This window comes from Undibacterium umbellatum (assembly GCF_014284125.1).
In the GTDB taxonomy this organism is placed as follows: Bacteria; Pseudomonadota; Gammaproteobacteria; order Burkholderiales; family Burkholderiaceae_D; genus Undibacterium; species Undibacterium umbellatum.
Genome location: NZ_JACOFX010000001.1, coordinates 721,186 through 734,875, shown reverse-complemented (window position 1 = coordinate 734,875; position 13,690 = coordinate 721,186). Strand labels below are relative to the sequence as shown.

Annotated in this window: 12 protein-coding genes; 11 read left to right on the top strand and 1 reads right to left on the bottom strand. The window is 50.2% G+C overall.

Annotation, left to right across the window (positions count from 1 at the left end; all coding sequences use genetic code 11):
- Window positions 1–224 precede the first annotated feature (224 nt).
- From thrS to H8L47_RS03345, 8 genes are all read left to right on the top strand, one after another.
- Complete coding sequence (gene thrS, locus H8L47_RS03380; RefSeq protein WP_186951802.1) at window positions 225–2,132, top strand: threonine--tRNA ligase; 1,908 nt, start codon at window positions 225–227, stop codon at window positions 2,130–2,132.
- Between the two features lie 19 nt (window positions 2,133–2,151).
- On the top strand, window positions 2,152–2,724 hold the full coding sequence (gene infC / locus H8L47_RS03375) for a translation initiation factor IF-3 (RefSeq protein WP_230413557.1): 573 nt from the start codon (window positions 2,152–2,154) through the stop codon (window positions 2,722–2,724).
- Between the two features lie 201 nt (window positions 2,725–2,925).
- Window positions 2,926–3,123 (top strand): 50S ribosomal protein L35, encoded by a 198-nt coding sequence (gene rpmI / locus H8L47_RS03370; protein ID WP_110253942.1) that lies wholly within the window; start codon window positions 2,926–2,928, stop codon window positions 3,121–3,123.
- 28 nt (window positions 3,124–3,151) lie between these two features.
- Complete coding sequence (gene rplT, locus H8L47_RS03365) at window positions 3,152–3,511, top strand: 50S ribosomal protein L20 (protein WP_110253941.1); 360 nt, start codon at window positions 3,152–3,154, stop codon at window positions 3,509–3,511.
- A gap of 140 nt (window positions 3,512–3,651) precedes the next feature.
- Window positions 3,652–4,668 carry a phenylalanine--tRNA ligase subunit alpha gene (gene pheS / locus H8L47_RS03360; protein ID WP_186951801.1) on the top strand — a complete coding sequence of 339 codons (1,017 nt, stop codon included), beginning with the start codon at window positions 3,652–3,654 and terminating at the stop codon, window positions 4,666–4,668.
- A 74-nt stretch (window positions 4,669–4,742) separates the two neighbouring features.
- A complete protein-coding gene (gene pheT, locus H8L47_RS03355; protein ID WP_186951800.1) occupies window positions 4,743–7,169 on the top strand; it encodes a phenylalanine--tRNA ligase subunit beta in 2,427 nt (808 codons plus the stop codon).
- A 102-nt stretch (window positions 7,170–7,271) separates the two neighbouring features.
- Complete coding sequence (locus H8L47_RS03350) at window positions 7,272–7,625, top strand: integration host factor subunit alpha (protein ID WP_456243381.1); 354 nt, start codon at window positions 7,272–7,274, stop codon at window positions 7,623–7,625.
- A gap of 8 nt (window positions 7,626–7,633) precedes the next feature.
- Complete coding sequence (locus H8L47_RS03345) at window positions 7,634–8,008, top strand: MerR family transcriptional regulator (protein ID WP_186951799.1); 375 nt, start codon at window positions 7,634–7,636, stop codon at window positions 8,006–8,008.
- A 75-nt stretch (window positions 8,009–8,083) separates the two neighbouring features.
- Here the strand turns inward: H8L47_RS03345 and H8L47_RS30190 are convergent, their stop codons facing one another.
- Window positions 8,084–10,072: a methyl-accepting chemotaxis protein gene (locus H8L47_RS30190; RefSeq protein ID WP_186951798.1), complete on the bottom strand. Its 1,989-nt coding sequence runs from the start codon at window positions 10,070–10,072 to the stop codon at window positions 8,084–8,086.
- A 199-nt stretch (window positions 10,073–10,271) separates the two neighbouring features.
- Between H8L47_RS30190 and H8L47_RS03335 the strand changes: the two genes are divergently transcribed.
- From H8L47_RS03335 to H8L47_RS03325, 3 genes are read left to right on the top strand one after another with little or no spacing between them, the layout of a single operon-like run.
- A complete protein-coding gene (locus H8L47_RS03335) occupies window positions 10,272–10,997 on the top strand; it encodes a TetR/AcrR family transcriptional regulator (RefSeq protein WP_186951797.1) in 726 nt (241 codons plus the stop codon).
- Between the two features lie 19 nt (window positions 10,998–11,016).
- Complete coding sequence (locus H8L47_RS03330; protein WP_186951796.1) at window positions 11,017–12,435, top strand: efflux transporter outer membrane subunit; 1,419 nt, start codon at window positions 11,017–11,019, stop codon at window positions 12,433–12,435.
- A 29-nt stretch (window positions 12,436–12,464) separates the two neighbouring features.
- Window positions 12,465–13,682: an efflux RND transporter periplasmic adaptor subunit gene (locus H8L47_RS03325; protein WP_186951795.1), complete on the top strand. Its 1,218-nt coding sequence runs from the start codon at window positions 12,465–12,467 to the stop codon at window positions 13,680–13,682.
- Window positions 13,683–13,690 lie beyond the last annotated feature (8 nt).

The following is a 13,690-nucleotide window of genomic DNA, read 5'->3' as shown; positions in this document are numbered from 1 at the left end:
ATTTTAAAATTATTAAAACATTATAGTTAAGAGCGAGAAAGGCATCCCTGGTTATGACACCGCGAACTACCACTAAACTGGTTTGGGAGCGACTCTAGTCGAGGATACTTTTCGTTTGCAACAAACTGAAAAAGCACGGCTAGCCGTGCTTTTTTTTCGTCTGCGTTTTTTAGGCTCATCTTTTATCTCAATTATTTTTGTATTTTTCCGCTTTGGAGAGTGACATGGTTTCAGTAAAACTTCCTGATGGTTCGCAACGACAATTCGATGCGCCGGTAACGGTGGCGCAGGTTGCTGCCAGCATCGGTGCTGGCCTGGCAAAAGCTGCTCTGGCTGGCCGCGTTAATGGCAAGCTGGTAGATACCTCGCATCTGATCGATGCTGATGCAGATCTTGCTATCGTCACGGATAAGGATGCTGACGGCCTGGAAGTGATACGTCACTCTACTGCTCACTTGCTGGCCTATGCCGTCAAGGAGTTATATCCAGACGCGCAAGTTACTATCGGCCCTGTCATCGAAAATGGTTTTTACTATGATTTTTCGTACAAGCGCCCATTTACACCAGATGATCTGGTAGCGATAGAAAAGAAAATGGCTGAACTGGCGAAAAAAGACGAGCCAGTTACTCGCAAGGTTCTGCCGCGCGATGAGGCTGTTGCCTACTTCAAATCCATAGGTGAAGCCTATAAGGCCGAGATCATAGAATCGATTCCTGCTGATCAGGATGTGTCGCTATATACAGAGGGTAATTTCACTGATTTGTGCCGTGGCCCGCATGTGCCTTCGACTGGCAAGCTGAAAGTATTCAAGCTCATGAAGTTGGCTGGTGCCTATTGGCGTGGTGACTCCAAAAACGAGATGCTGCAACGTGTCTACGGTACTGCTTTTGCCAAGAAAGAAGATCAGGAAGCTTATCTGCATATGCTGGAAGAGGCAGAAAAGCGCGATCACCGCAAGCTGGGCAAGGCGCTGGACTTGTTCCACTTCCAGGACGAAGCACCTGGTCTGGTATTCTGGCATGCCAAGGGTTGGACTATCTGGCAGCAAGTAGAGCAATACATGCGCAAGGTCTATCAGGACTGTGGCTATCAAGAAGTTAAAGGTCCGCAAATTCTGGATAAAAGCCTGTGGGGCAAGACTGGTCACTGGGAGAACTATAAAGACAATATGTTTGTCACTGAGTCCGAGAGTCGTGAATATGCCTTGAAGCCGATGAATTGCCCTGGCCATGTACAGATTTTCAACTCTGGCATGAAGAGCTATCGTGATCTGCCTTTGCGTTTTGGTGAATTTGGTCAGTGCCATCGCAATGAGCCGTCTGGCGCGCTGCATGGCATCATGCGCGTGCGTGGCTTTACCCAGGATGATGGTCATATTTTCTGTACTGAAGAGCAAATCCAGGATGAGGTCATGGCTTTCCATCCGCAAGCGATGAAAGTGTATGAGGACTTCGGCTTTGAAAAGATTTTCATTAAACTGGCTTTGCGTCCTGAAAACCGCATCGGCAGTGATGAGATCTGGGATAAGGCAGAGGCTACGCTGCGTACTGCCCTCAGTTCTTGCGGTGTTGAGTGGGAAGAATTGCCGGGTGAGGGTGCTTTCTACGGTCCTAAAATTGAATATCACCTGAAAGACAGCCTCGGTCGCCCATGGCAGGTTGGAACCATGCAAGTCGATTTCTTCATGCCTGGTCGTTTGGGTGCAGAATATGTTGCTGATGACAATAGTCGCAAAGTGCCTATCATGTTGCACCGTGCGATTGTTGGCTCGATGGAGCGTTTTATTGGTATCTTGATAGAAAATCATGCCGCTGCCTTGCCTTTGTGGCTGGCACCAGTGCAGGTTTCTGTCCTGAATATCTCGGAATCGCAGGCGGAGTATTCACAATCTGTTGCAGAAATCCTGAAGAAACAAGGGTTTAGAGTGAAAACTGATTTGCGTAATGAGAAGATTACCTTTAAAATACGCGAGCATTCCATTCAAAAACTGCCATATATCCTCGTGATAGGCGACAAAGAGAGGGATGCCAATACAGTGGCTGTGCGTACGCGTGGCAATCTGGATCTGGGGGTAATGCCTCTGGACGCCTTTATAGCTCGTTTAAAAAACGAAGTGGAAACCAAGGTTTAACAGATTAGCAGCGACCCTGTTGTACACAGGGCTGCATAGCTTTATATTATTATTTTCGAAGGAAACTGCAATAGCTACTGACAAGTCACATCGCATCAACGGTGAAATTACAGCGCCAGAAGTGCGCTTATCCGGCGTTGAGAACGAGCCTCTGGGCATCGTAAAACTGGGTGAAGCCTTCCGTTTAGCGGAAGAGGCCAATGTTGATTTGGTGGAAATAGCGCCGACGGCGCAGCCGCCAGTTTGCCGTTTGATGGATTACGGCAAGTTCAAATACCAGGAGCAAAAGAAAGCTCACGAAGCCAAGCTGAAGCAAAAAGTCATACTGGTCAAGGAAGTCAAATTCCGTCCGGGTACAGATGATGGAGATTACAATATCAAATTGCGTAATCTGACCAAGTTCCTGGATGATGGCGACAAGACCAAGATCACACTGCGTTTCCGTGGTCGTGAAATGGCGCATCAGGAAATCGGCATGCGTATGTTGGAGCGTTTGAAGGCTGATCTGGAACCGTATGGCCAAGTCGAGCAGTTTCCAAAGATGGAAGGTCGTCAGATGATCATGATTCTGGCACCTAAGAAAAAGAAATAATGAGAAATAACAGGAAATAAGTTTTGCTTATTTTCTGTTTGTTTCTTGAGCAGGTTTGTGAGGCACGCATTGCGCGCATTACGAAAGACTCATCCTCAGGATGAGTCACAATAAGTGAGAAGTAGGCATCCAAGAGTAGCGATTGTTGCTGCCACCTACCATCATATAAAAGTGGAGCTGTCTTAAAAGACAGATAGTACTATGCCAAAAATGAAGACGAAAAGCAGCGCCAAGAAGCGCTTCCGCGTCCGTCCAGGTGGAACCGTTAAACGCGGTCAAGCTTTCAAACGTCACATTCTGACCAAGAAAACTACCAAGAACAAACGTCAATTGCGCGGTTCCGTAGGTGTTCATGACACCAACATGGTATCCGTCATGCGCATGATGCCAACAGCTTAACCTCATACTCATTATTTAAGGAGTTATTATGCCTAGAGTAAAACGTGGGGTTACAGCTCGTGCCCGTCATAAGAAAGTTCTCAACCTTGCCAAAGGTTACCGTGGTCGTCGTAGTAAGGTATTTCGTATTGCCAAGCAAGCAGTTATGCGCGCTGGTCAGTATGCATACCGTGATCGCCGCAACAAGAAACGTGTATTCCGCGCTTTATGGATCACACGTATCAATGCAGCGGCTCGCCAGCATGGCCTGACTTACAGCGTGTTTATGAACGGCCTGAAAAAAGCCGCAATTGAACTCGACCGTAAAGTACTGGCTGACATGGCTGTGACTGACAAACCAGCATTCGCTGCGATTGTTAATCAAGTCAAAGCTAACCTGGCTGCCTAATCACATTAGTGATCGCAATCAGTGAGTCGTAGTGACTGGTGAAAGCCAGTTGCAAATATCAAGCGGGGCAGAGGTTGAATCCTATGCCCCGTTTTGTTTTCAGATCATTATTTCAGCTTCACAGTAAGCGGGAACAAGGCATGAACCCTTTAGATCAAATCGTCAGCCAGGCACGTGCTGATTTTCTGGCAGCAAACGATGCTGCAGCATTAGAGAACGCGAAAGCGCTTTACCTTGGTAAGAGTGGTCAGATTACAGAGCAGATGAAAAGTCTGGGTAAATTGCCACCAGAGGAAAAAAAAGTACAGGGCGCAGTGATCAATGCCGCCAAAGTTCAGATAGAAGAAGCACTGACTGAAAGACGCGACGCCCTGGCGAACGCGCAAATGCAGACACGCCTGAATGCAGAAGCGATCGATGTCAGCTTGCCAGGCCGTGGCCGTGGCGTTGGCGGAATCCACCCTGTCATGCGTACCTGGCAGCGTGTTGAAGAAATCTTCCGTTCCATCGGTTTTGATGTGGCAGATGGCCCCGAAATCGAAACGGACTGGACTAACTTTACCGCCCTGAACAGTCCGGAAAACCATCCTGCACGCTCGATGCAGGACACCTTTTATGTCGATGGCAAAGATAGCCAGGGTAAACAATTATTGCTGCGCACCCATACCAGCCCCATGCAAGTGCGTTATGCGCGCATGAATAAACCACCGATCAAGGTCATCGCACCTGGTCGCACTTATCGCGTTGATAGCGATGCCACGCACTCCCCGATGTTCCATCAGGTCGAGGGCTTGTGGATTGCTGAAGACATCAGCTTTGCAGATCTTAAAGGCGTGTACCTGAATTTTGTCAAAGCTTTCTTTGAAACTGACGATTTGCAAGTGCGTTTCCGCCCATCTTATTTTCCATTCACGGAACCATCTGCCGAAATCGATATTGCCTTTGGCAGTGGTCCGCTGAAAGGTCGCTGGCTGGAAGTGTCTGGCTCTGGCCAGGTACATCCTAGCGTGGTGCGCAATATGGGTCTGGACCCGGAAAAATACATAGGCTTCGCCTTTGGTTCCGGTCTTGAGCGCCTGACCATGCTGCGTTATGGCGTCAACGATTTGCGCCTGTTCTACGAAGGCGATTTGCGCTTCCTGAAGCAATTCAATTAATAGAATTACACAGCGCATCCCTGAATTTTTGAGTGGCGCATCGCGCCCTGCATCCAACATTAGACTGCTGAATTATGCAATTTTCTGAAAACTGGCTACGTACCATGGTCGATCCGAAGATGACTTCGGATGAGTTGTCCCATATGCTCACCATGTCGGGATTGGAAGTCGAAGAGGTGGAGCCAGTTGCTCCTCCATTTAATAATGTCGTCGTCGCGGAAATTCGCGAAATCGCCAAGCATCCAGATGCTGACAAACTCAATGTCTGTCAGGTCGATGTAGGCACGGGCAGCTTGCTCAACATCGTCTGCGGCGCACCGAATGTACGCGTAGGCATGAAAGTGCCTTGCGCCATGGTTGGCGCCATCCTGCCACCTGGCGCAGATGGCAAGCCATTTGAAATCAAGATAGGCAAACTGCGCGGCGTTGAGTCCTACGGCATGCTGTGCTCTGCCCGTGAATTGAAATTGTCGGAAGACCACGGTGGCTTGATGGATTTGCCATCTGATGCGCCAGTCGGTCAGAACTTCCGCGATTACTATCAACTCAATGACCTGAAATTCACCATCAAGCTGACACCGAACAAGGCAGACTGCCTGTCCGTACTCGGCGTGGCGCGTGAGGTATCTGCCTTGACAGGCACAGCCATGCACTTGCCGGAAGCAGTCGTGTTGCCGGTGACTTTGCAAGAAACTCTGCCTGTCAAAGTCAGTGCGCCTGACTTATGTGGTCGTTTCGCCGGTCGTGTTATCCGTGGCGTCAATGCCCGTGCCGCGACACCAGAATGGATGAAGCAAAGATTGGAACGCAGTGGTCAGCGTCCTATCTCTGCATTGGTGGATATTTCCAACTATGTCATGCTGGAACTGGGGCGTCCTTCCCACGTGTTTGATCTGGACAAAATCCATGGTGGCCTGGAAGTGCGCTGGGGCAAGGCAGGTGAATCGCTGAAGCTCCTGAACGGCAATACGGTTGAAGTGGATGACTGGGTTGGCGTTATTTCTGATGACAAAGAGATTGAATCCCTGGCCGGTATCATGGGTGGTGATTCCACCTCCGTGACCCTGGACACGCAAAACATTTATCTGGAAGCCGCTTTCTGGTGGCCGCAGGCAATACAGGGCCGTGCCCGTCGTTTCAATTTCTCTACTGATGCAGCGCACCGCTTTGAGCGTGGTGTTGACTTCGCCTCCATCGTTGAACACATAGAGCGCATCAGTGCCCTGATCGTGGAAATTTGCGGTGGTAGTGAACAAGTCAAGCTGGGACCGGTAGATGACCAGATCGTCAATCTGCCACAACGTCCGCCAGTCAAGCTGCGTACAGCGCGCGCCGTGAAAGTCATCGGTGTGGCGCTGGATGATGCCAGGATTGCCGATATTTTCACCCGTCTGGGTTTGCAATTCACCCAGCAGCCAGGTGAATTCCTGGTGACGCCGCCGTCTTATCGTTTCGATATAGAAATCGAAGAAGATTTGATCGAAGAAGTCGCGCGCGTGTATGGCTTTGAGAATATCCCTGCATTGCCGCCTGTTGCTGCAAATGCCATGCTGATTGCTCCGGAAAACCAGCGTTCGCTGTTTGCCGTGCGTCGCCTCGTGGCTGACCAGGATTATCAGGAAGTCGTGAATTACAGCTTCGTCGAAGAAGCCTGGGAAAAAGATTTTGCTGGCAATGATGCGCCAGTTAAATTGCTCAATCCTATCGCCAGCCAGATGAGTGTCATGCGCACCAATCTGATAGGTAGCCTGATCGCCAATACGCGCTATAACCTGAATCGCAAGCTCAACCGCGTACGCATTTTTGAGATCGGTGCAGTGTATCTGCAGGATGCCGGCGTGCAAGATGGTCCGCTGGAAGTGGCTGGTTATAATCAGCCCAAGCGTTTGGCAGCATTGGCATATGGCCCGGTAGCAGAAGAGCAGTGGGGGCAAGATACCCGCAACGTCGACTTCTTTGACATCAAGGCTGACCTGGAAGCCCTGTTTGCGCCTGGTTCCTTGCGCTTCGTCAAGAATGAGCACGTCGCCCTGCATCCAGGCCGCAGCGCCAATATAGAATTTGATGGTAAAGTCATCGGCTTTATTGGTGAATTGCATCCGCGCCTGCAGCAAAAATATGACCTGCCTTTGGCGCCAGTGGTATTTGAAGTTGATGTGACAGCCTTGCAACAAGTGCAAGTGCCCTCATATCAGGAAATATCCAAGTTCCAGGCCGTTACTCGTGACTTGGCTTTAGTTGTCAAACAGACAGTTGTAGTGCAAAATCTGCTGGATGTTTTCAGGCGCGAAACGCAGCAAAACGAAGTCTGTAAAATCGTGCAAGGCTTTGTTTTATTTGATGAATATCGTGGAAAAGGTCTGGAAGCAGATGAGAAAAGTCTTGCTTTCCGCTTTAGCTTGCAAGATACTCAAAGTACCCTGCAAGACGATAAAGTAGAGGCCGCGATGCAAGCCCTGGTACAAGCCGCAAGTCAGCAATTTGCTGCCAAACTGCGTTGATCTTGTCTGTATTTGTTAGTATTAATTGAGAAGAGTTTCTAAATGAATGATGTGATTTCCGCCGAGTTTCAGTCGGTGCTGGATGCTGATTTGAATCGCGCAATGCAGGAAGCCCGGGCGCGGTCACAGGCGGAAAAGGAATTGCCTACCTTGACCAAGGCAGAATTGGCCGAACTCCTGTTTGAACATGTAGGTTTGAATAAGCGCGAAGCCAAGGACATGGTAGAAACTTTTTTTGATGAAATCCGTGATGCACTGGAAAGGGGAGAAGCCGTTAAGTTGTCCGGCTTTGGTAATTTCCAGTTGCGTGACAAACCGCAACGTCCTGGTCGCAATCCTAAAACCGGTGAAGAAATTCCTATTACTGCACGTCGTGTCGTTACTTTCCATGCCAGCCAGAAACTCAAAGGCATGGTCGACGACGTCGGTAATCAACCTCTTGCCCATGCTGCCTGATATTTTCCATGACTGAAATCAAGATTGAGTCTTTTGTACTGCCGCCTATTCCGGCCAAGCGGTATTTTACGATAGGCGAAGTTGGTGAATTGTGTGGCGTCAAACCGCATGTTCTGCGTTATTGGGAGCAGGAATTTACACAACTAAAGCCTGTCAAGCGTCGCGGTAACCGTCGTTATTATCAGCATCATGAAGTTTTGCTGATACGCCGTATCCGCGAATTATTATATGAGCAGGGCTTTACCATCAATGGTGCCAGAAACAAGCTCAACGTCAACGGTGGACATGCCGAAACAGCGGTGCAAGAGTCTGCAGACGAGCCTGTAAATCTGCATCAGATCAGGGATGAATTGCTCTCCATACTGACTCTCCTAAAAGTCTGAAATAAACCGCAAAACCAAAAAAGCCACCAGTGCATATGTCTGGTGGCTTTTTTCTATGGTAAGTTGCTTGTTGCCTTATGCAGCCAGTTTTTTCTTCTCAAGTGCTGCCAGCATAAAGCTGTCATTTGAACTGCTGGCCAGATGCAGGTGCTGCGCATCAGTAACCAATGGTAATGTTTTGAAGACGCTGACTGCTGCACCGAGTGAGGTGGCCTGTTCTTCCAGTTTGGCGGTAGACTCACTCGCCATTTCCACCAGTCGGGTATTATCCTGAGTGATTTCATCAATGTCGGCAATCGCCTGATTGACGTCTGAAATACCCATGCTTTGCTCCTGGCTGGCCTTGGCGATTTGCTTGATGAGTTCTGTGACCACTTCCACATTGTCGGCGATATTGCGCATGGTCTGGCCTGCCGTATTGATCATCTTGCTGCCAGCTTCCACTGCCTGGCCGGATGAGGCAATCAGGCCTTTGATTTCTTTGGCGGCATTGGCGCTGCGCTGTGCCAGGTTGCGTACTTCTGCAGCTACTACCGCAAAGCCACGGCCCTCCTGACCAGCCCTGGCAGCTTCCACCGCTGCGTTGAGGGCCAGGATATTCGTCTGGAAGGCGATACCATCCATGACGCCGATGATTTCAGTTATTTTCTTGGCGCTGGCACTGACGGTTTGCATGGAGAGGATGCTGCTATCCATGACTTCCAGCCCATGTTGCACACGCTCTGCCGAGCTATGCATGAGACTATTGGCTTGCGCCAGATTGCCAGCGTTTTCAGAAATAGTGGCTGCCAGTTCATCAATTGCACTGGCAGTTTGTTGCAGGGATGCTGCCTGGCTTTCCGTGCGGTTGGCCAGGTCCGTGTTTTCATCGTGAATTTCCCTGGCAATGATATCCACGGCTTGCGCGCTCAGACGGATATTGGCAACCAGATTGCTTAATTCCATATTCATTCTGCCTACCGCATTGATCAATTGTGCCAGTTCATCCTTGCCCTTACTACTGACACGGTTTTGTAAATTGCCTGCTGCAGTTTCTGCTACTGCCTGAGCCAATATCTTCAAGTCCGTCGTTAATGCCTGATAAATTGCCATCAAAAAATAGCTGGCTATCAGCAAGAGTAAAATAATGCCCACTGACATTTGCCAGGCTCGCTGGCTGGTTTTATTAATTTCATGCTCAAGATTATTGGCGATGAGCTTGGCGACCGCCGTTTTCGTTGCATGCAGTGTATTCAAATTGTCTGTGCCTGCCTGCAGGAATGCGTTGCCGTTCCTTTGATTGACAGATGCCAGTACTTCATCCTGCGAGCGCGCAAGAAATTTTTTTGCATCCGCTATACTGGTTTGCGCGCCGATGTCTGCCAACGCATATTCCTTGCTATGCACCCCCAGGTTTTGCATGCTTGATGCAAGCTCAGACAAGTTAAGCTTTGCCAGCATATGCAGGGAATTTAGCATCACATCTTCACCTGCTTCGAACAAACCTGTATCAATATACGCTGCACCACGACCTGCGATGATGGATAACTTTTCTTCTATTTGGGGCAGGGTAGTGAGATAGATGTTGACCAACTGGTTGGTTTTTAAATCACTATCCAGCGCTAACTTTGAATTGTTGGCAATTTCTTTAATTTCGAGCTCAATGGCATTCAGCAAGCTACTATGTTCGGTGAAACTTTCAGCAGCTTTAAATGTTGCCTGCTTTGATGCCAGAGTGGGCCATAGTTGATTGCTGCCGTTATTCTGGCCTGCTTGCTTGAACAAATTTTCTATCTTTCCCTGGTTTTCACTGATACTGCTGCCCACTTGTTTATTGCCGAGCAGGTGCATGTGCTGCAGGGCTCGCTGTTTTTGTATCAGCAGACGCAATTCATTTTTAGTCGCAATTATTTTGATGGCAGCCTGCTTTTCCTGGATTTGCAAGACATCTTGCCGCAGATTATGGAACAGCAGTGCCAGCACGACGAGCAGGGGAATCGCAAATGCCAGAGCGACAAAACCAAGCTTGTGAGCAATCTTGAAATTGCGCAAAAGGCGGATGGCGGGGGAGGTAAGTAAGGTCACTTTGAGATATCAAATGAGTTTGTGAAAGCGTTTAGTGCGAAGCCTAAACCGTGAATATGACTATGCCGTGACAGTTGGCAACATCCTTGTGGTGAGCAGGGCTATCCCATTTTGCAATGGTATTTCTATTTGATAACGTCTTTTGTTTTTGCGGTGCTAGTTAAATCAAACGTTTGATTTATGTGCTAGTATTCTCGGCATGAAAACATCCAGCCAAAAAAAAGTTGCCAAGCGACAAATTCAGCCAGAGAGCCAGGTCGCCACGGCCGACGGAAAAATATTGCGTGTTGATGGCCTGGAGGCGCGTATGCGCCTGCTGGATGCCGCCCTGCAATTATTTGCCGAAAGAGGTTATGCAAAAACATCGACCAGGGAGATTGCCAAGGCCGCCAATGTGAATATTTCTGCGATCAGTTATTATTTTGCTGATAAAGCTGGCTTATATCGTGCCGTGTTCAATGATCCGCGCACCAATCCAAATGTTGATCCAGCCATATTCGAACAGGATGGAGCCGATTTGCGTTCTACACTGGCCGCCTTGATCTGTACGTTTACTGACTCTTTGAAGCAGGGGGAGCTCGTGCAAACTTGCATGAAATTGCATTTTCGTGAAATGCTCGAACCTACTGGTTTATGGCTGGAAGAAATCGATACGGCCATCAAGCCTTCTCATCTGGCCATGGTCAAATTCTTGTGCAGGTATCTGGATATCAGCAAGGCAGACGATGATGTACACAGGCTGGCGATTTCCATCTCTGGCCTGGCCATTTCTTTGCTGATCAGTGGTGATGTGATACAGGCGATCCGGCCCGCTTTGATCGCCAAATCCAAGGCAATTGATGCCTATGCTTCGCGGCTGGTGGATTATGCCATCGCCATGTGTGAAGATGAAAAACGCCGCCGGCTCACAATGAATTCTGATTAACCATATCTTCGACAACGACATGACTATACGACATTTCATCCTTATCCCGGCCATTGCAGTGTTGCTTGCTGCATGCGCTACGACAAATCCTACTGCGTCGAGTTCAGCCAGCTTGCCAGCACACTGGCAGGCTATCTTGCCCTCCGAAGAAAAAAACACGGAATTGCGCAATTGGTGGCAAGCGCACGGCGACGCCAGTTTGCTGGAGTTGATTGAGGCCGCACAAAAAGTCAGCCCTTCGCTGTCGCAAGCATGGTCGCGCATGGAAACAGCCAGGGCAGCCAGAGTTGCCAGTGGTGCTGCTTTGCTGCCTTCGGTGGATGCGGTGGCGAATGCAACGCGTGCAAAGAACCAGCCGGGCATGCCAGTCGCTACTACCGCGCAGGCAGGTTTGCAAACTTCCTGGGAACTGGATTTGTTTGGTGCTAACCGTGCCAATAATCAAGCAGCCCAGGCTGAGCTGGAAGGCAGTCAGGCGCTCTGGCATGATGCCAGGATATCGGTGGCGGCAGAAGTGGCGCAGTTATATTTCTCGGTGTTGAGTTGTCAGCAAGTGGCAGACCTGAGCTGGCAAGATGCCAAGTCACGTGCTGAAACTGCCAGGGTGACGGAATTGAGTGTCAAGGCAGGCATGTCAGCTAGTGCCACCTCAGCACTGGCGCGTGCCAGTGCGGCTGAAGGTAATAGCCGGGCCATACAGCAAGCCGCACTATGTGATCTGGATATCAAAGCCCTGGTGGCACTGACTGCCAGGCCCGAGCCTGAATTGAGGCAGCTTTTGGAGGGCGCCCAGGCAGGTTTTAGAAACTTGTTGCCACTGGCTGTGAGCAGTTTACCTGCGCACTTGCTGACACAACGTCCTGACGTATATGCTGCCGAAAAAGATGTGGCCGCTGCCAGCTCACAAGTAGGCGCCGCCGAGGCGCAACGCTACCCGCGCCTGAGTCTCAGCGGTTCTATAGGAACCATGCGCTATAAGAATGGCGGTAGTGATACCCGCATGGATACCTGGTCAGTCGGGCCACTGGCATTGACCCTGCCCATATTCAATGGCGGCCAGACTAGTGCCAATATTGACGCAGCCAAAGCACGTTACCAGACGGCCAGCAGCAATTATCACGGCAAGGTCAGGCAGGCAGTACGCGAGGTTGAAGAGGCGTTGGTGAACTTGAATAGTACCGATGCACGTCGCCTTGATTCTGAAATTTCAGCAAGGGGTTATGAACAAGCCCTGCAGGCGACAGCGGTACGCTACAACAAGGGCATGGCCAGTTTGCTGGAACTGGAAGATGCAAGACGCACAGCCTTTGCTTCCCAGTCTGCCCTGATCACACTGCAACTTGAAAGAAATCGTGCCTGGATCGCCTTGTACAGGGCGCTGGGCGGTGGCTGGGACTTGAGCGCGCAAGCAGCCAGCCAAGCTAAAACAAATTCCTGAATTTAAAAATAATAGAAAGCGTATTCGACATGAAGAAACTTATTTCACGCAAACCACTATCCCTGAGCCTGGCTGGCATGATTGCCCTTGGTGCTGGTGGCTTATGGTTGTCCGCCACTTCCAATGCTGCCGATGAACCTGCCAAGGCCGCCAGTGCCTCTGCCACGGCTGCCAAAGTCAAACCAGCTTTAACCGTCACCACCACCAAGGCCACTAGCGGCAACCTGGTCATCAAACTGACAGCCAATGGTAGCGTCGCTGCCTGGCAAGAGGCTTTGATAGGTTCTGAGGCATCTGGCCTGCGCATACAGGAGTTGCATGCCAATATCGGTGATGTGGTACAGCGTGGGCAGTTGCTGGTCAGTTTTGCCAGCGAAGCTGTGAGGGCCGATCTTGCATTGGCGCAGGCCAGCCTGGCAGAAGCGCAAGCCAATCTTGCAGAAGCTGCGGCGAATGCCGAACGTACCCGTGCCTTGCAAACCAGCGGTGCGCTGAGTGCTCAGCAAGTCGGTCAATACCTGACAGCAGAACAAACTGCCAAGGCTAGGGTGGAGTCTGCCAAGGCAGGCGTTGATGCCCAGCAATTGCGTATGCGTCACACGCGGGTCGTTGCGCCTGACAGTGGCATCATTACTGCACGCGTGGCTACCCTGGGTTCAGTCGTCGGTAACGGAGCAGAACTTTTCCGCATGATACGTCAAGGCCGTCTGGAATGGCGGGCCGAAGTGACAGCCAGTGAGATGGCAAAAATAGTGCCGGGCACAGAGGTCGTTGTGACTGCACCAGGTGGTGCGCAATGGAAGGGTAAGGTCAGGGTAGTGTCACCTACGGTAGATGCGCAAACCAGAATGGGCCTGGTCTATGTTGACCTGGTGCCAGATACAAGTGCTACAACGGCAGCCAAGCCACAACAAGCCACAGCCTCACTGGCATTCAAGCCAGGCATGTATGCCAAAGGCGAATTCGTCATGGGCAGTTCTCAAGCCCTGACCATACCTCAGCAAGCCGTGGTGGTCAGAGATGGTTTCAGTTATGCCTTCCGTTTAAATGCGGATAACCGGGTTACGCAAATCAAATTGCAGACCGGGCGTCGCGTGAGTAATGCGCAAGGCGATTTGGTTGAGGTTGTCTCTGGTTTGAATGCGGACAGCACTATAGTCTCCAGCGGCGCAGGCTTCCTCAATGATGGCGATACGGTAAAAGTGGTGGCTGCAGTCAAGTCAGCCAATGCCGCCGTCAAAAACTAAGGGGCTCA

Coding starts and splice junctions, on each gene's coding strand:
- H8L47_RS03330 (WP_186951796.1), top strand. CDS start 11,017: ATGACTATACGACATTTCATCCTTATCCCGGCCATTGCAGTGTTGCTT.
- H8L47_RS03325 (WP_186951795.1), top strand. CDS start 12,465: ATGAAGAAACTTATTTCACGCAAACCACTATCCCTGAGCCTGGCTGGC.
- H8L47_RS03345 (WP_186951799.1), top strand. CDS start 7,634: ATGACTGAAATCAAGATTGAGTCTTTTGTACTGCCGCCTATTCCGGCC.
- rpmI (WP_110253942.1), top strand. CDS start 2,926: ATGCCAAAAATGAAGACGAAAAGCAGCGCCAAGAAGCGCTTCCGCGTC.
- pheS (WP_186951801.1), top strand. CDS start 3,652: ATGAACCCTTTAGATCAAATCGTCAGCCAGGCACGTGCTGATTTTCTG.
- H8L47_RS03350 (WP_456243381.1), top strand. CDS start 7,272: ATGCAGGAAGCCCGGGCGCGGTCACAGGCGGAAAAGGAATTGCCTACC.
- pheT (WP_186951800.1), top strand. CDS start 4,743: ATGCAATTTTCTGAAAACTGGCTACGTACCATGGTCGATCCGAAGATG.
- thrS (WP_186951802.1), top strand. CDS start 225: ATGGTTTCAGTAAAACTTCCTGATGGTTCGCAACGACAATTCGATGCG.
- rplT (WP_110253941.1), top strand. CDS start 3,152: ATGCCTAGAGTAAAACGTGGGGTTACAGCTCGTGCCCGTCATAAGAAA.
- H8L47_RS03335 (WP_186951797.1), top strand. CDS start 10,272: ATGAAAACATCCAGCCAAAAAAAAGTTGCCAAGCGACAAATTCAGCCA.